Here is a 17,906-nt window from a genome sequence, read left to right as displayed (position 1 = left end):
AAGGTAGCTCTGATTTTGAAGCATCAATGAATAATATTTCGGATTCAACTCTGCTTAATTACGTGGTAAATGAGACTGCTACGATTGTTGCCTCAGTACAGGATAATAATGTAGGAAAAATATTATCAGATGCCTGTAACTGGACAGCGAATGAAATTATATCTCGCCTAGTTAAAAAACTCCCACAGAGCAATCCTACCCTCCACATGGCCACCCCGAATTATGATCTTTTAGCAGAAATTGCCATGTCTACTAGTAAAGTTCCTTACACAACAGGTTTTTTTGGGGGGGCAATAAAGTCGCTAAATTGGAAGCAATCTCAGCGTCAAATGACTTATCCAGAGTCGGTACAAGTAGGTAGAAAAAAACAGTCTGTCACTCGTCTCCTAAATCATGTGAAATTGTATAAGGTACATGGCTCATTAAACGTTTTTTGCAAAGACAGAGAAGTTGTTGAATGTGACCTGTGGCAACAACCACCTAGCGGTTATGAAAGATTACTAATAACACCTGGTACATCTAAGCATGAAAAGCTTCATGACTACCGAGACGTTTTACTTGGTGAATACGATGATGCAGTTCGTGCTCATAAAAGGTTTCTATTCTTAGGTTTTGGGTTTAACGATACTCAGCTTGTCAATAATGCGATAACAGATAAGCTGACAAAAGAGCAATCAGACGGATTAATTATCACCCGTGATTCCAATCCAAGAATAGAAAAATTGCTTCTTAAGGCCAAGAATACTTGGTTAGTTTGCAAATCAGAAAAGGATAACTCTACTCGAATCTATAACAACCAGTTTGATGAATGGCTATACCTCGAAGATAAAGAGTTGTGGCGCTTTGACCACTTTGCGAATGAAATAATGGGACGTTAGTAAGATGGCTATTTTTAACTTTGATTCAAATACATCTCTTATTGGGACGGTAAGGGATGTTGATACACGAAAGGTCTCTATCCATGTCAAGTCTGATGAAGACCTAAGAAAGGCGAAAGTCGGTCAACTCGTTTGCCTTGAAGTATTCTCTGGTGTGGAAACATGGTTGGTAGCTATTGTTGAAAAAGTAACGAAGTCAGTATCCGTGTCTAGTGCAGAGTTAGTTGATAGTAATGAAGAGTTAGAGCTGGAAGGAGCCATAGAGGATGTGATTAACACAGTAAAAGTATCCTTGGTAGGCTCAGTGAAATGGAACGCACTTGAGGATACGCCAGTTTTTACTCGCTCTTTAATGCAAGTTCCTGACATTGACGCAAAGGCTTTTGTTTTGGTGGGTAATGAACTAGAAGCGTTTATGAACATTCTTGTATCAGCTTCCGATACAGCTCATAGCTTAGATTTAGGTACTTATGTGATTGATGAAAATGCTCAGGCATTTTTGGATGGTAATAAATTCTTCCAGCGCCATGCTGCATTAGTTGGCAGCACTGGTTCAGGTAAGTCTTGGACTGTTGCGTCGATTCTTGAACGTGCGGCAAAGCTACCGTCATCAAATCTAATTGTTTTTGACCTGCATGGTGAATATAAGAGCTTGACCTATGCGAAACAACTTAGAATACCTGGCCCAGAAGAACTGGGTACTAGCAATGACGAACTTCTATATTTACCTTATTGGTTATTAAATACAGAAGAGATGCAGTCACTATTTATAGATAGCTCCAGCTTTAGTGCCCAAAATCAGGTATCTAAGTTTCAAGAGGCTGTTCTTGAAGCCAAAACAGCAACCTTGAAAAGTCTAAATAAGAAAGATGTCCTAGAAGCGTTTACTTTGGATAGCCCCATCCCTTACGAAATTGAAGGTGTTGTCAAAGCTCTTAAATACTTAAATGAAGAGATGGTTCAAGGCTCTAGAACTGAGAAGAAAGGCCCTTTCAATGGTGCATTTGATAGATTATTGGCGAGAATTCAAGGCAAGTTAGATGACCGTAGATACGGTTTCCTATTCCAAGCACCACCCTCAGAAAATGGTTATGATGCTTTAGGTCTGTTAGTTTCCAAACTAATGAATTTTGAAAACGAGAAAGAGCAAATTAAAGTGATCGATTTCTCTGAAGTACCATCCGATATACTACCTGTAATGGTTGGATTGGTGGGTAGACTCATCTACCAAATTCAGTTTTGGACAAATCATGAGAGTAGACATCCGATAGCGATGGTATGCGATGAAGCACACTTATATTTGCCGAAAAAAGATGGTAAGAACCCAATTGAAAAAAGAGCTATTGAGTCATTTGAAAAAATCGCGAAAGAAGGGCGTAAATATGGTGTAGCGCTCTTTATTGTGAGTCAGCGACCGTCAGATGTTAGCACCACTATTTTGAGCCAATGTAATAACGTAATTTCTTTGCGTCTTACTAATGCAGAAGACCAATCGACAGTGAAGAAATTACTTCCTGATAGCCTTGATAGCCTGCTGGATATCTTGCCTATCATGGATGTTGGTGAAGCTTTAGTCGTAGGGGATTCAGTACTCCTACCTAGTAGAATCAAAATTACTCCACCAAAAGAGAAACCGTTAAGTGAGACTGTAAAATTTTGGGAGAGATGGACGGAAAAAACAGCAAATTTGGATTTTATGTCAATTGTAGAAAATCTACGAAAACAAAGCCGTTCTTAGCTTTTCCCTACTTAATCTAATCAAGCAGATCTGAGTTAGAGTAACAACTCTAACTCAGAAATGACATTCCATGGCTAGTTAAAATTGTCCAAAACATGTTAGATCAAATACTCATTCATATCGTATTAACGTGATTTTGGATTAGTTTTATTTACTGTATATATCAACAGCTATAATGAAACGTGGTGATTTTATCGCTTGAGTTCTGTTTTTAAAAAGAAATCTTTCTTATTAAAAACAGAATCAAAATCATAATTGAATGAAAATTAAACGATTTAATATTCAATTTGTACTTAATAAGACCGATTAAATACATTTCTTACTTTCTATATTTCAAATAAATTTTTTAAAACAAAATAATACAACCAAGTTCATTATATTTATGAACTAAATTGATTATGATTACATGGTCTTAGGTGCATTCTTTTGCATGATGGTAAGAATGCTTATTAAGAAGCTGTTATGTGGTTAGATAGAGAATTACGATGCAAATTGATGATATTTTAATTAAAAATTCAAGTTGGACATGGAACAAGTTGAGAGAAGTTAGAAAACTAGGTTTTCAGCTTGGAGAAGAGTCGATAACTGACTTTCTAATATTGAATATAAAAAAATTAGGCGGCACTAAGTTGGTCGTCGAGAGTTTTACTCGACATAAAGAAGCACTTAATGGTGCTGATTGGGAATGGTGGTTTACAGGAGCTAGTGGAAAGTGGCTTGGGATGCGCATTCAAGCAAAAGTGCTTAAATTGGATACTGATAAATACGAACATTTGCATCACAAAAACAATAATGGGCAGCAAGTAGATTTACTTGTTCAAGATGCTGTTAAAAGCAATATGATCCCTGCTTATTGTATGTATACCAATTGGGATCCTAAGAAATATGATACTCCTTGGAAGTGCCAAACATACAAAACATCAGTTCGTCACTATGGAACTGCTCTGCTGAGCGCTAAAAAAGTAAAAGCATACCAAGCGAACAATGAAACTCGTCTATCCCAAATTATCAAAGATTTAAAACCAATGCATTGTATTTTTTGCTGCCAAGGTCATGGAGGTTTCGACTTACCCACACGGGCACTATCCTATGCACTATCAAATGGACTTTTGCAGGTTACTGCTGATGGTGTTCAAGGTGAACAAAATCTGGATCAGCTCCTCCGAAATGAACCTCCATATTATGTAAATCAATTGCTAGAGCATAGATTAGCTGATGACTTTATTGATATACAAGATGAACGCTTAAAAAGAGTCACAGTATTTAAAGAAGTCGAATAATCATATAACAAATGCTTTAAGACGGATTAGCAACGCGTGATATTTTTACCATGAGTTGATTTTGGTAGTGTGTGGAAACATCATTTTGCGTTGCTCACCATTTAAATGGGTATTAAGTGTAATTGTACAAACTACAACATAGGGATATTTATGAAAGAAATAACATATTGGCATATGCAGATGCATCCAGACGATAAATCTTATGGTGAAGATCATGTATTCTCTATTCTCGAACACCAGAAGATTATAGGGTTAGGTAATTGGGAGGCCGGTGAAAGTACGATCGCAGCTTTTAGAGATACTATTAAAGTTAATGACGTTGTTGCTATCAAAAATGGAGCAAAACTAATTGCCTTAGTTCAAGTCATTGGTGGTTGGTACGAAGTCAATGACGATGGAACTGAAACTGGTTGGATTGAAAATAGAAGACCTATCAGAGTCTTGGATTGGGCTATTGAAGATAAGTTCTTACCTCAGCCTAGAGGAACTTTAATGCCATGTCGAAGTGATGTTGAAACAACTCGAGTTATCAAGTCATGGTTCGAGCAGGTTAAAGCATCTTATGCTAAGAGAAAAATTAATCTTTTCGTTTAGTGTCAGACGCTATACAAAGCATTTTAGGCTTCAAGATACTTTTTTAATCAGATTCGCATTGTTCTATCATTCTTCTGCCTAGAAAAATGTCACACCCACACCTAAAAAACGAAATTTAATTTAAGTAGCGACAGGTACTAAAAAGCCCTACGTTGAGCGAAAAGTAGGGCTTATAAAATCATTTATGGCTGATATCGTAAATTATGCGGTTGCTTTTTGCATCGCTTGTTTACGAACAGCTTTTTGGCGGTTAAATACCATCAGACCAAGCAAGCCAATAAACATTGCATTAAAGGCTAGGTAGAAACCTACATGGATAATATTAACGTGGTTCATCACAAAAACTGGTAGTGAAGAGGTTAAACCTACGTTACCCATAACCAATAAGATTGCGCATAACACTGCAGCAAATGTACTCATTTTAATTAATGCTGCGACATCTTTGTTTTGCATTTTACTAACTCCCAAATTCAAGCAAGTGGGTAATTTACCGCTAAATGCCGCATTTGAAAATAGAAAAAAGTGCAAAATTGAATGGTAAAAAATGAGTAGTAAAAGGTTCGGCCTCATTCAAAGTTCACAAAATTTAATTTGGGTCTGGGATCTTATGGGTTAAAAGCGTTTTTTTTTCGTTCAAATCTGCGGTTTTAGTACGATTCAATTTGGATTTAGACTCAGCTTTCATTACTATGTATCGTTATGCGATTTTTATATCTCCCTAATGGACGCCACGAATAGGTGGATGAGGAAACGATGCAACATCTAGACGAGATTATTGCCAACGCAACGGCAGCTATTGAGCAGGCTGATTCATTAGTCGCTCTGGACGAAGTCCGCGTACAGTTTTTAGGTAAAAAAGGCGAGCTAACCCTTCAGCTTCAAAGCCTAGGTAAGCTACCACCTGAAGAACGTCGTACTGCAGGTCAGGAAATTAACAAAGCTAAGCAAGTTGTTCAAACTCTGCTTGTTGAGCGCAAAGATGCTCTTCAACGTGCAGAGCTTGAAGCGAAACTTGCAGCAGAAACTATCGACGTTTCACTACCAGGTCGTCGTATCGAGAATGGTGGTATTCACCCTGTAACTCGTACTATCGAACGTATTGAGAGCTTCTTTGGTGAGCTAGGCTTTACAACAGAAGCTGGCCCTGAGATTGAAGATGCATTCCACAACTTCGATGCGCTAAACATTGCAGAAGATCACCCTGCACGTACGGACCACGATACATTCTTCTTTAACCCAGAATTGATGCTTCGTACGCACACATCTGGTGTTCAGATCCGTACTATGGAGCAAAATCAGCCACCACTACGCTTTATTGCTCCTGGCCGTGTATACCGTAACGACTACGACCAAACTCATACTCCAATGTTCCATCAGGTTGAAGGTATGTTGGTAGACGAAAACGTGAACTTTGCTCAGCTAAAAGGCATCATTCACGATTTCCTATGTAACTTCTTCGAAGAAGATCTAGAAATCCGTTTCCGTCCTTCTTACTTCCCATTTACTGAGCCTTCAGCTGAAGTTGACGTAAAAGGTAAGAATGGCAAATGGTTAGAAGTTCTAGGTTGTGGCATGGTTCACCCTAATGTACTTCGTTCTGTAAACATCGATCCTGAAAAATACTCAGGCTTTGCATTTGGTATGGGCGTTGAGCGTCTAACTATGCTTCGTTACGGTGTTAACGATCTACGTGCATTCTTTGAGAACGATCTTCGTTTTCTTAAACAGTTCAAGTAAGCATTAGGGGCTAGAAACTATGAAATTTTCTGAATCTTGGCTACGTGAGTGGGTTAATCCTGCAGTAAACAGCGAAGAGCTAGCTCACCAAATCACAATGGCTGGTTTGGAAGTAGATAGCGTTGATCCTGTGGCTGGTGTATTCACTGGCGTTAAAATTGGTCACGTTGTTGAATGTGGTCAGCACCCAGATGCTGACAAACTTCGCGTTACTAAAGTTGATATCGGTGCAGAAGAACTGCTTGATATCGTTTGTGGTGCGCCAAACTGTCGTCAAGGCCTAAAAGTAGCTGTTGCTACAGTAGGTGCTGTACTTCCTGGTGATTTCAAAATCAAGAAAGCGAAGCTACGCGGCCAGCCATCTCACGGTATGCTATGTTCATTCTCTGAGCTAGGTATTGATGTTGAATCTAACGGCATCATGGAACTACCAGAAGACGTTGTTCTTGGTATGGATTTCCGTGAATACCTAGCACTTAACGATGTGACTATCGATGTAGACCTAACGGCTAACCGTTCTGACTGTCTAAGCATTGCTGGTCTAGCTCGTGAAGTTGGTGTTCTAAACCGTGCTGAAGTAACAGCTCCTGAGTTTAACGTTGTTGAGCCAACTGCTGCTGATACCATTGCTATCGATGTTAAAGCACCAGCTGCATGTCCTCGTTACCTAGGTCGTGTTGTTCGTAATGTTAATGTTGCAGCAGCAACGCCATTATGGATGCAAGAAAAACTACGTCGCTGTGGTATTCGTTCAATCGATCCAGTTGTTGATGTGACTAACTATGTGATGCTTGAGCTAGGTCAGCCAATGCATGCATTCGATCTTGCTAAGATCGACGGTGGCATCGTTGTTCGTATGGCAGAGCAGGGCGAAAAACTGACTCTTCTAGACGGCACTGAAGCAGAGCTTAATAGCGATACTTTAGTGATTGCAGACCAAGCTAAAGCACTTGCAATTGCAGGTATCTTCGGTGGTGAGCAATCTGGCGTAACAGCTGAAACAAAAGATGTGTTGCTTGAGTGTGCATTCTTTGCACCTGACGCGATCCGCGGTCGTGCTCGTAGCTATGGTCTACACACTGATTCTTCTCACCGTTTTGAGCGTGGTGTTGACGCAACGCTTCAAATCAAAGCAATGGAGCGCGCAACAGCACTTCTAGCTGAGATTTGTGGTGGTGAAGTAGCGCCTATCGTAGAAGCTGAATCTGAAGCTGATCTACCAAAAGCAAAAACAATTGAGCTACGTCGCACAAAACTTGATGCGCTATTAGGTCATGAGATTGCTTCTGAAGAAGTAGTTGAGATCCTAACTCGTCTTGGTTGTGATGTTGAAACAACAGACGCAGGCTGGAAAGCAGTTGCTCCTGCATGGCGTTTTGACCTTGCAATCGAAGAAGATTTGGTGGAAGAAGTTGGTCGTATCTACGGTTACAACAATATTCCAAACCAATCTCCTGTTGCTGCGCTAAGCATGAATACGCACAAAGAAGCAAATCTGCCGCTTAAGCGTGTACGTGATCTTCTAGTTGACCGTGGCTACCACGAAGCGATTACTTATAGCTTTGTTGAACCACAGCAGCAAAAACTGATTGCACCCGAAATTGAACCATTGATTCTGCCTTTCCCAATTTCAGCGGAAATGTCAGCAATGCGTGTAAGTCTATGGACTGGTCTACTAAATACGGTTGTATTTAACCAGAAACGTCAGCAACCACGCGTGCGTTTATTTGAATCAGGTCTTCGCTTTATTCCTGAAGAGTCAGCAGAAAACGGTATGCGTCAAGAGATGATGCTTGCTGGTATTATTGCTGGTACTCGCAGTGAAGAGCACTGGGATATTGCAACTAACACCGTTGATTTCTTCGATCTTAAAGGTGATCTAGAAGCAGTACTTGAGCTAACAGCAAACGAAGCGGCATTTAGCTTTATACCTGCTAAGCACCCAGCACTACACCCAGGTCAAACAGCAGCAATCGTTGTTGATGGCAAAGAAGTTGGTTTCATCGGTACAGTTCACCCAGAGCTTGAGCGCAAGTTTGGTCTAAACGGTCGTACTGTCATGTTTGAAATCGAGTGGGATGCTATCAATACTCGTATGCTTCCTGAAGCGGTTGCTATTTCTAAGTTCCCTGCGAACCGTCGTGATATCGCAGTAGTAGTGGATGACGCTGTATCTGCTGGTGCAGTTGTTGAAGCATGTCGTGCAAACGGTGGCGAGCTACTAAAAGATGTGAACCTATTTGACGTATACCGCGGTAAAGGCGTTGAAGAAGGTAAGAAGAGCCTTGCAATTGCATTGACACTTCAATCTGCTGAGCGCACATTAGAAGAAGCTGATATTTCTGGCGCTGTAGAAAGTATCGTAGCCGTTCTTTCAGAGCAATTTGGTGCTTCGCTTCGCGATTAATATATAGATAAAGCGTTGGGGTTAGCCAACGATTTATTCTTATACAAAGTTCTGTTTAAGTCTTTGTTTTCATAAAGCAGTCCATCGGACTGCTTTTTTTTTGAGCTATCTCTGGTTTTTTTTAAATTTTTTTATCTAAGATTAACTTATTGATTATTGCTATTATATTGGATAATTAATCTATATATTGTGGTTATTTTAGATTAATAATCTATAAATGGTGTCTTTTATGCCTTTGTTTGCTTATGTATACCCTAAGGGATAAAGCGAAAATATCAATGATTTGACAGTTAGCTAACGTAAAAAAGTTGGCGGAAATCAGCAAGTTGGCTTAAACTTGTCTTTGAGTTAAGCTCGAGTGAATCAATGTCGTCCCGATGCGTATTGATTCTATGATGTATCACACTCGAATTAACAATAAAGATTCGTCGTGTTTTACCCGGTTACTTTGTGTAGCTTAAATGCACAATAATAGCATTAGGGTATAACGTGTTCATTCAACATAGTCTTGAGGGAGTTATCTATGGCGCTCACAAAAGCCGATTTGGCTGAGAACCTGTTTGAGAATGTTGGATTAAGCAAACGGGACGCCAAGGATACGGTGGAAGTCTTCTTTGAAGAAGTTCGTAAGGCTCTAGAAAATGGTGAGCAAGTTAAATTATCAGGTTTTGGTAACTTTGATTTGCGAGACAAAAACGAGAGACCTGGTCGTAATCCTAAAACCGGGGAAGATATTCCGATTACAGCTCGTCGCGTTGTAACATTCCGTCCTGGTCAAAAACTAAAAGCTCGTGTAGAAAAGCTAGAAGTTAAAAAGTAATTTCAAGTAGTTTTTCAATAACGAAAGCAAAGCCCAAGTAGATTAAGTTGTTCTACTTGGGTTTTTTATTATCTATGTTCTGCTCTGTGACACAGTTAGAACATAAAATAATAGGAATTAACACTTTCGTCACGTATGGTGTTTTAACCATACCTAAGTCATTACTGAGGCATCATTACGAAGATTGTTCACTAAAAAATGTCTTGATGTCTTCGGGTATAAAAATAATAAGTCAGCACAATTGTAAATGGGAGAAAGTATCATGACATATACAGATTGGGTTCAAAGAGGTCAGTGGTTAGCCGCGACTTGTGATATGTCCTTACCGTTTACTCAAGAAGAGTGGACTTTACCATCTGGTATCTTATGCCGTTCTTTAGATCGTGGTATTTTGGAGTTTAATCCACCACAATTACCCGCTCAAACTAAAGATATTATTTTATCATCGGGCATTCATGGTAATGAAACATCTCCAATTGAATTATTAGACCGTTTAGTCCGCGATATTATGGCTGGACGATTGGAGTTATCGCATCGTTTATTGGTGATGATTGCTCATCCAACTGCCATCAATAATCAAACTCGATTTATTGAAGAGAACCTTAACCGCTTATTTCAAGTGAAAAACGAACCAAGAAATCTAGAGTGTGATATTGCCAATAATCTGCAAGATATTGTCTCTAACTTTTATGGTCGTTCAACGGCTGTTGCGCCTGAACGTTGGCATTTAGATCTGCACTGTGCAATCCGAAAATCTCAACATTACCGTTTTGCTTTGAGCCCATTTACAGATAAGCCGACTCGTAGTGCTTCTCTATTCTCGTTTATTCAACAAGCAAACTTGGATGCGGTTTTATTATCAAATCGACCATCATCAACATTCAGTTGGCACAGCGCAGAATATTTTGGGGCGCAGGCTTTAACGATTGAACTTGGTCAAGTTGCACCACTTGGTAGAAATGATTTAACTCAGCTAGATGATTTTGATCGGGCAATGCGATTGTTAGTATCAGAGCCTCAATTAGTTGAAACCAAGTGGGATAGTAATAAAACGCCTGTTTATCGTGTGAATCGAACGCTCATAAAGCAAAGTTCCGATTTCTTCTTTTTATTTCCAACAGATGTTCCTAATTTTACTTTCTTTGATGAAGGTGAGCACATTGGTGGTGACGGAGAAACTCAATTTTATATCGAGCAAGGTGGCGAAGCGATTGTGTTTCCAAACCCAGATGTTGCTATTGGTCAACGCGCAGTATTGCTAGTAAAACCAACAAGCATCGAAGAAATCCTCTAATCACCGAATATTAAGATGCATGATACTTTCTATTTATAATGAGAGCGGTTATTGTTGTAGCTCTTATTTGAGATATCAACATCATGCAACTTAATCATCTAATTCAAAAGCAAAATGCACGCTGGCGATGGGCCTTCATCGGAGCGGGCATTTTGTTACTTCTTATTTGTCTCTTTTCTCTCGCGGTAGGGGAAATTTGGATTACTCCATGGTCGCCAGAGAGTGATTTAGCGAAACAGTTACTGTTAGAGCTTCGTCTTCCGCGCTTAATTGCTGCAATATCGATTGGAGCCGCATTAGCTGTTAGTGGTGCGGTACTTCAAGTATTGCTAGCGAACCCTTTAGCTGAACCCGGCGTATTAGGTATCTCTGGGGGAGCAAGTTTGGCTTTAGTGGTACTAATGTTTGTTTTACCCGTTGTACCTTCGCCATGGATTTCTATGTTGACCGCAATGGTGGGTGCGTTGCTGTTTACGTTTATCTTAGTCATGCTTTCTCGACAAAGGAAAGTGACAACAACTCGCTTATTACTCATAGGTGTAGCTCTAGGCATTTTATCGGGTGCGGTGGTGACATGGTCGTTCTATTTCAGTGATGATCTTTCTATGCGCCAATTGATGTATTGGTTAATGGGAAGTGTTGCGGGAGTGAGTTGGCAGCAATTGATACTGCTGGTGCTATTATTGCCAATGATTGCTTGGCTATGTACCCAAGGTCGCCAGCTCGACATTCTTATGTTGGGTGAATTACAAGCCAAACAGTTGGGATTGGATATTACTAAGCTGCGCTGGAAATTGATTCTGGCGATTTCATTGCTAGTTGGGATCTCGGTTGCTTTAGGCGGGGTTATTGGCTTTGTTGGTTTGGTGATCCCACATATCTTACGTTTGGCCTTAGGGACAGATAACCGTTTCTTAGTGCCGCTTTCTGCTCTGTGTGGTGGGTTGTTATTGGCGTTTGCTGATACTTTATCGCGCATTGTATTACCCGCCGCCGATTTGCCTGTTGGAGTGGTAACCACAACGTTAGGCGCGCCGATATTTATTTGGATGTTACTGTCACAGGCGGAGACAAAATGATGCTACTTCATGCGAAAAATTTAGCACTACCGCCTAGGCTACTACCCATGTCTTTTTCCATTAAAGGAGGGGAGATTGTCCATTTAATCGGTCCTAACGGCAGCGGAAAAAGTACCGTAATGTCGTTATTGTCAGGGCTAGAAATTGGACAGGGTGATGTATTCCTAGATGAATGCTCAGTAGCTCAATTAGATTTAACTTCTTTAGCTCATATTCGCAGTTATTTAACTCAACAAGATAAGCCTGCGTTTGCTATGCGGGTCTACCAATATATGAGCTTAACTATTGCGATGTTTGCCGATCTTGGTGATAAACAGGTGAATGCCGCCGTTGATGAAATAGCAAACAGGCTGAATATCTCCGATAAGCTGACCCGTAATATTCAGTCTTTATCAGGAGGTGAATGGCAGCGCGTTAGAATTGCAACGGCACTGCTTCAAGTCGATTCTCGAATTAATCCAGATGCGAAATTATTGCTTTTAGATGAGCCCGCAGCGGCTCTGGATGTGGGACAAGAAGCAGCGTTATATCGTATTTTACGCCAAGTGGCTGATCAAGGCATTGCGGTTGTTGTAGCTAACCACGATCTAAATCGTACGCTGCGTGAGGCTGATACTGTTTTAGTTCTTAAAAACGGATCTTGTGTAGCGAAAGGTGCACCAAAGCAAGTTATGACCGAATCTTTACTGCATCGTGTGTTTCAGACCCCCATTAAGAGAATTGTACATCAGGGCCAAGATTGCTTGCTCTTTATGGAATAGCGCTAGGTTTGTGATAACATAGCGCACCTTTATCTAAATCAACGATTCATGTCCTGACATATTATCGTTATTGTTGTTATTTGATTGATTCTCGCCTTATGCATTGTTCACTGTCTGCTTCAAATTTATGTCGTTCTTGTCCTCTCTCTTCATTGAGTTATGACCAGCAAATTGAGAAAAAAGATCAAGGTTTGCGTTCACTATTAGCACCTTGTCAGCCTCAACATTGGTTAGAACCAGTGCGAAGTGCGACTCAAGGCTATCGCAATAAAGCCAAAATGGTCGTATTGGGGGCAGCTCATGAACCATGTCTTGGTGCGGTGGCGGTTGTTGATGAAGACAATAAACCGATCAGCTTACGAGCATGTCCTCTTTATCCGCAAGATATGCAAGATTTATTGGCAGCACTGGAGCAATGGATTCGTACATCTGGGATCCCTCCGTACAATGTGAATAAGAAAAAAGGCGAGCTTAAGTTTATTTTGCTAACTCGTAGCCATAAAGCGGGTGAGTTTATGGTTCGTTTTGTGCTGCGCAGTCATAATGCTATGCCTCGAATTGAAGCGAATCTTGAACGCTTGATGACAGCTTTTCCGGCCATTAAAGTCGTATCGGTAAATATCCAGCCTGTACATATGGCTCGGTTAGAAGGTGATGAAGAGATCTTTTTAACTCAAGCACAGCATCTTGATGAACAGCTTAATGACGTTCCTCTGGTTATACGACCAAAAAGCTTTTTTCAGACCAATCCAGATGTTGCTGCAAAATTATATGCAACTGCTCGTCAGTGGGTTCGTGAGATAAAACCAAGCGCTATGTGGGATCTATTCTGCGGTGTTGGTGGTTTTGCATTGCATTGTGTAAGCCCTGAAACTGATGTTACGGGTATCGAGATTGAACCAGAAGCGATTGCCAGTGCTCAACGTTCGGCACAGGCAATGGGGATTACAAATCTGGATTTTGCCGCTCTTGATTCGACGGGATTTTCGATGGAACACGATACTGCGCCTGAGTTGGTGCTGGTAAATCCACCTCGTCGTGGTATTGGTGAGCAACTGTGTCAACAATTAAGTCACTTTGCACCAAAGCATATTATCTATTCAAGTTGTAACCCTGAGACTTTAGCAATTGATATTCAACGCTTAGAGGGATACGAGCTTGAGAAAGTGCAGTGGTTTGATATGTTCCCTCATACCGATCATGCTGAAGTACTAGTATTGCTCAGCCATAAAGAATAAATACGACTCATAAAAGAGCCCCAGTTTACCGAGATAATCTGGGGCTTTGTTATTTATTGAATCTCATCATGATATTGAAACAGTTTTGCCAGTGTATGTGTGAGTTTGGAAAACTGTCTTGCCAACTCTCGGTTTAACCAAAGATAACCAAAATAACTGATATCACTGGTGTCATCTTGCTCGTGGTGCTCTCGATTTGGTAATAAGTGCAACAGCTTGATTTCATCTTTGTGAATGGGCGTGACATTTTTATCGATAACTTGTCGGCTAAGTCGTTCAAAGCGTCGTGCGAGTTGTTCTTTGGCCTGAGTTAATCCTGGCATATCACTGATTTTTTCTTGTCCCGATTGCGTATCCCAACGTGTACTGACCAATGTTTCTAGCATGGTATAAATACGTTTTTCAATCAGTAAAGCGTTAGTAATAACTTGTTTATTTGGCCCCGACTCTTTTAATGCATGGGGAAGCAGAGCTTGTTGTTGATCGATAAGTTTAGCCAGATCTGTGGTACTGATTGGGTTAAATGTGCTCATCGATAATTCTTGGTTGTGCTGATGATAATACTGACTGCTTTGATCCATAAATTGGCTAACCAAATCTAAAAAATGGTTTGTTGCGCGGGAAGGGAAAACATACAAACTGCAAATAAGAGCGGTCATACCTGCCCATAGTACGTTTATAGTGCGCCACATCGCAGCATGAAAATCTTCAGGTCCACCACCAGCTACAATCGCAATTGTGATCGCGGTTACTAAAGCGGCGTAAGAGTATTTTTCTTGCGTGTAATACATTGCCGCTAAGATAAACGCGAGAAACATAAAGTGATGCATCCAGCTAAATTGCACTGGGATCAAATAGAGTGATAAACCCAGCAGTGCGCCAAGCATGGTTCCCCATATACGTTGTTTTGCTTTTGATAACACGCCACCAATAAATGGCATAGAACCCATAACAGTGACCGCAGTAATAAGGGCCCAGGTACCATAAGGGATATCAAAAATTCGGGTAATAGACAAAATGAGACTGAAGGTCACAAATACCCGTAAAATATACAAAAAGCGATAATATCGGATAGCAAAGCGTTCGTAGTAGTTCATGGAAGTTAGACTTATGTGGACAACCAGTCATCGGGATTGAACTGGCCTGTTTTAATCATCCTACAAATAATAGCATGATTTAGATCACATATTTAAGGCAAGAATGTAAGATTGATTGAATAGAATAAAAAAGCAAGCCACCCAAATGAGGAAGTGTGGTGGCTTGCAATGGTTACATCGCCCAAAGAAGCAGAGCGAGTAACTGTGGGGATATTATGCGTAAACACATAACAAGAGGGTAAACCGTGGCGTAAGACAATGCTGCAGCTCCACTGGTTGGGTGAAGTCCATTTGCAAAAGCTAACGCGGGTGGATCGGTCATGGAACCTGCTAGCATACCGCAAATGGTTAAGTAATTAAGTCCACCAAACATTCGAGCAACTATTGCCGTAATCATTAGAGGTAAGAAGGTAATAAGAATCCCGTAGCCCATCCAACTTAAGCCATCACCATTGACTAAAGTATCAACAAAGCCTCCGCCTGATTTTAATCCCACCACCGCTAAGAAAAGAACAATACCAATTTCACGTAACGCTAAGTTCGCACTGGGTGGCATAAACCAGTACAGCTTACCTATGCTACCGATTCGAGCCAAAATAAGAGCAACAATGAGGGGACCTCCGGCTAAACCAAGTTTGATTGCTGCTGGAAAACCGGGTAGATAGAGTGGGATAGAACCGAGTAATACCCCTAAACCAATGCCGATAAAGACAGGCAGCATTTGCACTTGTTGTAACTTTTGATGCGCATTACCCACCAGTCCACTTACGGCTTCTATGGCTTCTTGGCGTCCGACCAGATTTAAAATATCACCAAACTGTAATGATGTTTGGCTCGTTGGTACAAGTTCAACGCCAGCTCGGTTTAAGCGAGAAACCACAACATCGTATTTCTCCTTTAATTCCAGATCGCGGATTTTTTTACCCAATACAATTTCATTGGTAACCACTAAACGCTGGACTCGAAGATCTGTACCTCGGGTTGAAAGTGATGTATCGACTTCTTCACCAATCACTAAGCGGGCTTTATCCAGCGCTTTAGGATTACCGACAAGGTGTAATAAATCGTTGGTTTCTATGCGTGTGTTAGGTTTTGGAATATAGAGTTGGCTGCCTCTTTTAAGACGGGAGCAGACAATTGATCCTTCAGTAAGAGCTGGAACTTGGCTTAAAGTAAGTCCATTAAGATTTGGGTTTTTCACCGCAACATTGATGGTGTGAAGGCTCTCTGTTTTCTTACCATTATTGCTATCGTATTCATCAGCTTCATGGTCAACATTGACTTTAAACAGTAAGCGTACCAGCCACATAGTTAGCAAAATACCGCAGATACCAAAAGGATAAGCAACCGCATAGCCCATACCCGTTAAATCGAGCATGGATTCATTTGCACCTAACTCAGACAAGATCTGCTGTCCGGCACCTAATGATGGGGTATTAGTTACCGCTCCTGAATAGACACCTAAAATAACTGGAAGGGGCACATCAAAGAATTGATGAAGTAAAATCGCGACTAAACAGCCAATAACAACGATGAGAGCGGCAAAACCATTTAGTTTTAAGCCGGAGCTACGTAGAGAAGCAAAAAAGCCAGGGCCGACCTGAATACCTATGGTATAAACAAATAAGATCAAGCCAAACTCTTGGATAAAGTGCAACGTATGGGCATCAAGAGCAATACCCCAAGCATCGGTATAATGACCAACAATGATCCCACCAAATAATACGCCACCAATACCTAAACCAACACCACGGATCCGCCAGTTACCCATCCATAGTCCCAGCACTGCTACCAGCGCAAGTATGCTGATAGAGAGCGCAATGTCACTCATAAAGAGCCTCCTAATTTTCCATAAAATCCATTTAGTGGTACCAGCATAATTGCCGACCCTAGGTAACGCTGAGTTTGGGGGTAGGGGGACTCAGTAAGAACTGATTTCGCAATGGTACGAAAGGAGTGGTTAGGGAGTAGTTCTACCTAGCGGATAGAGTTTGTTGTTATTGTTTATTTTTCTATCTGGTTCTGTATTGATCCAAAATGCCGTCATTGGCTCTCTTGCCCAAACAGTGTTACGCAAACATACACCTATAAATACGCCAAATAAATTCGTGGGTTAAGTCTCATTTTTACAAAGTGTGCACTGAGTTGAAAAAGCAACTGTAACGCTTATGAGTATGTGTGTGTGATGTAGGTCTCTTGTTTGCAATTTGTTACAAATAAATGGTCGATACAAAAAAGCCCACCAGAATTGATGGGCTAGAAGTAATTTAAGCTACAGCGTACAAGATTAGATCATTAACCGCACTTTGAGTCACCACAGTTAAGGCAGGTTTGGCAGCCATCTTTAACGACCACAGCTTTGGCATGACACTTATAACAAAGGGTTGCACTTGGTGGAAAATTGCTATCAGTTTGTTCTTGCTCGTTACTGACTGAGTTACCGCTCAGCTCTGTTTTTTTTGCATCAATAAATGCTTGTTGATGTTGATCTAACTCAGGCTTATTGATCATGCCGATTTCAATCAAATGCATTTCAATGATATTGCCAATTTCAGCAATCAAAGATGGAACATACTTGCCCTGATTCCAATAGCCACCCCGAGGATCAAAGACAGAGCGCAACTCTTCGACTAAAAACGTACAGTCACCACCTTTGCGAAAAACAGCCGACATAATACGGGTTAACGCCACAATCCATTGATAATGTTCTAAGCTTTTAGAATTAATAAATACCTCAAATGGGCGACGTATTTCGTGCTCGGTTCCCTCATTAAGGACGACATCATTAATTGTGATAAACAGAGAGTGCTCTGAAATATGCTCTGGTGTTTTAAGCTTATAAGTTGCACCAACTAATTTCTCAGGGCGAGGCATAGACTCATGCATCTGCTCTAAAGGTGCGGTCTCTTCTTGAATTGGTGTTTCTTCAACGTGGTTTTTGACTTTAAAACCCACAATATTTTGTTCAATTTTTCTAACCATA

At 40.7% G+C, this 17,906-nt stretch carries 15 protein-coding genes; 11 read left to right on the top strand and 4 right to left on the bottom strand.

Going from position 1 to position 17,906, the window contains the following annotated elements; translation table 11 throughout:
* The first annotated feature begins 26 nt into the window (after positions 1-26).
* From WAX86_RS08725 to WAX86_RS08710, 4 genes are all read left to right on the top strand, one after another.
* On the top strand, positions 27-878 hold the full coding sequence (locus tag WAX86_RS08725; protein ID WP_341488651.1) for an SIR2 family protein: 852 nt from the start codon (positions 27-29) through the stop codon (positions 876-878).
* A 4-nt stretch (positions 879-882) separates the two neighbouring features.
* Positions 883-2,616, top strand: coding sequence for an ATP-binding protein (locus tag WAX86_RS08720; protein ID WP_341488650.1), 1,734 nt, complete (start codon positions 883-885; stop codon positions 2,614-2,616).
* Between the two features lie 485 nt (positions 2,617-3,101).
* The gene (locus WAX86_RS08715) at positions 3,102-3,896 is read left to right on the top strand and encodes a DUF6615 family protein (protein ID WP_341488649.1); all 795 of its coding nucleotides are present in this window, start codon (positions 3,102-3,104) and stop codon (positions 3,894-3,896) included.
* Between the two features lie 150 nt (positions 3,897-4,046).
* Positions 4,047-4,490 (top strand): hypothetical protein, encoded by a 444-nt coding sequence (locus WAX86_RS08710; RefSeq protein WP_341488648.1) that lies wholly within the window; start codon positions 4,047-4,049, stop codon positions 4,488-4,490.
* A 201-nt stretch (positions 4,491-4,691) separates the two neighbouring features.
* Here WAX86_RS08710 and WAX86_RS08705 read toward each other — a convergent pair whose 3' ends face one another.
* Positions 4,692-4,943 (bottom strand): hypothetical protein, encoded by a 252-nt coding sequence (locus WAX86_RS08705; RefSeq protein WP_044175436.1) that lies wholly within the window; start codon positions 4,941-4,943, stop codon positions 4,692-4,694.
* Positions 4,944-5,243: 300 nt separating this feature from the next.
* On the opposite strand from WAX86_RS08705, the gene pheS reads away from it, so the two are divergent.
* The 7 genes from pheS (at position 5,244) to rlmC (ending at position 13,826) form a co-directional block, all read left to right on the top strand.
* The gene (gene pheS / locus WAX86_RS08700; protein ID WP_005298874.1) at positions 5,244-6,227 is read left to right on the top strand and encodes a phenylalanine--tRNA ligase subunit alpha; all 984 of its coding nucleotides are present in this window, start codon (positions 5,244-5,246) and stop codon (positions 6,225-6,227) included.
* A 19-nt stretch (positions 6,228-6,246) separates the two neighbouring features.
* On the top strand, positions 6,247-8,634 hold the full coding sequence (gene pheT, locus WAX86_RS08695) for a phenylalanine--tRNA ligase subunit beta (RefSeq protein WP_341488647.1): 2,388 nt from the start codon (positions 6,247-6,249) through the stop codon (positions 8,632-8,634).
* Positions 8,635-9,157: 523 nt separating this feature from the next.
* Positions 9,158-9,454 carry an integration host factor subunit alpha gene (gene ihfA, locus WAX86_RS08690; RefSeq protein WP_036763671.1) on the top strand — a complete coding sequence of 99 codons (297 nt, stop codon included), beginning with the start codon at positions 9,158-9,160 and terminating at the stop codon, positions 9,452-9,454.
* A gap of 262 nt (positions 9,455-9,716) precedes the next feature.
* Positions 9,717-10,748 (top strand): succinylglutamate desuccinylase, encoded by a 1,032-nt coding sequence (locus tag WAX86_RS08685; RefSeq protein WP_068968078.1) that lies wholly within the window; start codon positions 9,717-9,719, stop codon positions 10,746-10,748.
* Positions 10,749-10,831: 83 nt separating this feature from the next.
* Positions 10,832-11,827, top strand: a complete 996-nt coding sequence (gene btuC / locus WAX86_RS08680; protein WP_068947399.1) for a vitamin B12 ABC transporter permease BtuC — start codon at positions 10,832-10,834, stop codon at positions 11,825-11,827.
* Positions 11,827-12,588, top strand: coding sequence for a vitamin B12 ABC transporter ATP-binding protein BtuD (gene btuD / locus WAX86_RS08675; RefSeq protein WP_341489378.1), 762 nt, complete (start codon positions 11,827-11,829; stop codon positions 12,586-12,588). Before btuC ends, btuD begins: the two co-directional genes overlap by 1 nt.
* 98 nt (positions 12,589-12,686) lie before the next feature.
* Positions 12,687-13,826, top strand: coding sequence for a 23S rRNA (uracil(747)-C(5))-methyltransferase RlmC (rlmC, locus tag WAX86_RS08670; protein WP_138222502.1), 1,140 nt, complete (start codon positions 12,687-12,689; stop codon positions 13,824-13,826).
* A gap of 53 nt (positions 13,827-13,879) precedes the next feature.
* Here the strand turns inward: rlmC and WAX86_RS08665 are convergent, their stop codons facing one another.
* The 3 genes from WAX86_RS08665 to WAX86_RS08655 all read right to left on the bottom strand — a co-directional run bounded on the left by WAX86_RS08665 (position 13,880) and on the right by WAX86_RS08655 (position 17,905).
* A complete protein-coding gene (locus WAX86_RS08665; protein WP_005298884.1) occupies positions 13,880-14,923 on the bottom strand; it encodes an FUSC family protein in 1,044 nt (347 codons plus the stop codon).
* A gap of 172 nt (positions 14,924-15,095) precedes the next feature.
* Positions 15,096-16,754 carry a putative transporter gene (locus tag WAX86_RS08660; RefSeq protein WP_005298885.1) on the bottom strand — a complete coding sequence of 553 codons (1,659 nt, stop codon included), beginning with the start codon at positions 16,752-16,754 and terminating at the stop codon, positions 15,096-15,098.
* A 464-nt stretch (positions 16,755-17,218) separates the two neighbouring features.
* The gene (locus WAX86_RS08655) at positions 17,219-17,905 is read right to left on the bottom strand and encodes an NrdJb (RefSeq protein ID WP_341488646.1); all 687 of its coding nucleotides are present in this window, start codon (positions 17,903-17,905) and stop codon (positions 17,219-17,221) included.
* Position 17,906 lies beyond the last annotated feature (1 nt).

Source organism: Photobacterium damselae subsp. damselae, from assembly GCF_038086725.1.
Classification (GTDB): domain Bacteria; phylum Pseudomonadota; class Gammaproteobacteria; order Enterobacterales; family Vibrionaceae; genus Photobacterium; species Photobacterium damselae.
This window is presented reverse-complemented; position numbering and strand designations above follow the sequence as displayed.

Excerpts from the sequence above, each read along its gene's own strand:
- WAX86_RS08665 (WP_005298884.1), bottom strand. The coding sequence starts at position 14,923 with ATGAACTACTACGAACGCTTTGCTATCCGATATTATCGCTTTTTGTAT.
- pheS (WP_005298874.1), top strand. The coding sequence starts at position 5,244 with ATGCAACATCTAGACGAGATTATTGCCAACGCAACGGCAGCTATTGAG.
- WAX86_RS08705 (WP_044175436.1), bottom strand. The coding sequence starts at position 4,943 with ATGCAAAACAAAGATGTCGCAGCATTAATTAAAATGAGTACATTTGCT.
- WAX86_RS08710 (WP_341488648.1), top strand. The coding sequence starts at position 4,047 with ATGAAAGAAATAACATATTGGCATATGCAGATGCATCCAGACGATAAA.
- btuC (WP_068947399.1), top strand. The coding sequence starts at position 10,832 with ATGCAACTTAATCATCTAATTCAAAAGCAAAATGCACGCTGGCGATGG.
- ihfA (WP_036763671.1), top strand. The coding sequence starts at position 9,158 with ATGGCGCTCACAAAAGCCGATTTGGCTGAGAACCTGTTTGAGAATGTT.
- pheT (WP_341488647.1), top strand. The coding sequence starts at position 6,247 with ATGAAATTTTCTGAATCTTGGCTACGTGAGTGGGTTAATCCTGCAGTA.
- WAX86_RS08715 (WP_341488649.1), top strand. The coding sequence starts at position 3,102 with ATGCAAATTGATGATATTTTAATTAAAAATTCAAGTTGGACATGGAAC.
- WAX86_RS08655 (WP_341488646.1), bottom strand. The coding sequence starts at position 17,905 with ATGGTTAGAAAAATTGAACAAAATATTGTGGGTTTTAAAGTCAAAAAC.
- rlmC (WP_138222502.1), top strand. The coding sequence starts at position 12,687 with ATGCATTGTTCACTGTCTGCTTCAAATTTATGTCGTTCTTGTCCTCTC.
- WAX86_RS08720 (WP_341488650.1), top strand. The coding sequence starts at position 883 with ATGGCTATTTTTAACTTTGATTCAAATACATCTCTTATTGGGACGGTA.
- WAX86_RS08725 (WP_341488651.1), top strand. The coding sequence starts at position 27 with ATGAATAATATTTCGGATTCAACTCTGCTTAATTACGTGGTAAATGAG.
- WAX86_RS08660 (WP_005298885.1), bottom strand. The coding sequence starts at position 16,754 with ATGAGTGACATTGCGCTCTCTATCAGCATACTTGCGCTGGTAGCAGTG.
- WAX86_RS08685 (WP_068968078.1), top strand. The coding sequence starts at position 9,717 with ATGACATATACAGATTGGGTTCAAAGAGGTCAGTGGTTAGCCGCGACT.
- btuD (WP_341489378.1), top strand. The coding sequence starts at position 11,827 with ATGCTACTTCATGCGAAAAATTTAGCACTACCGCCTAGGCTACTACCC.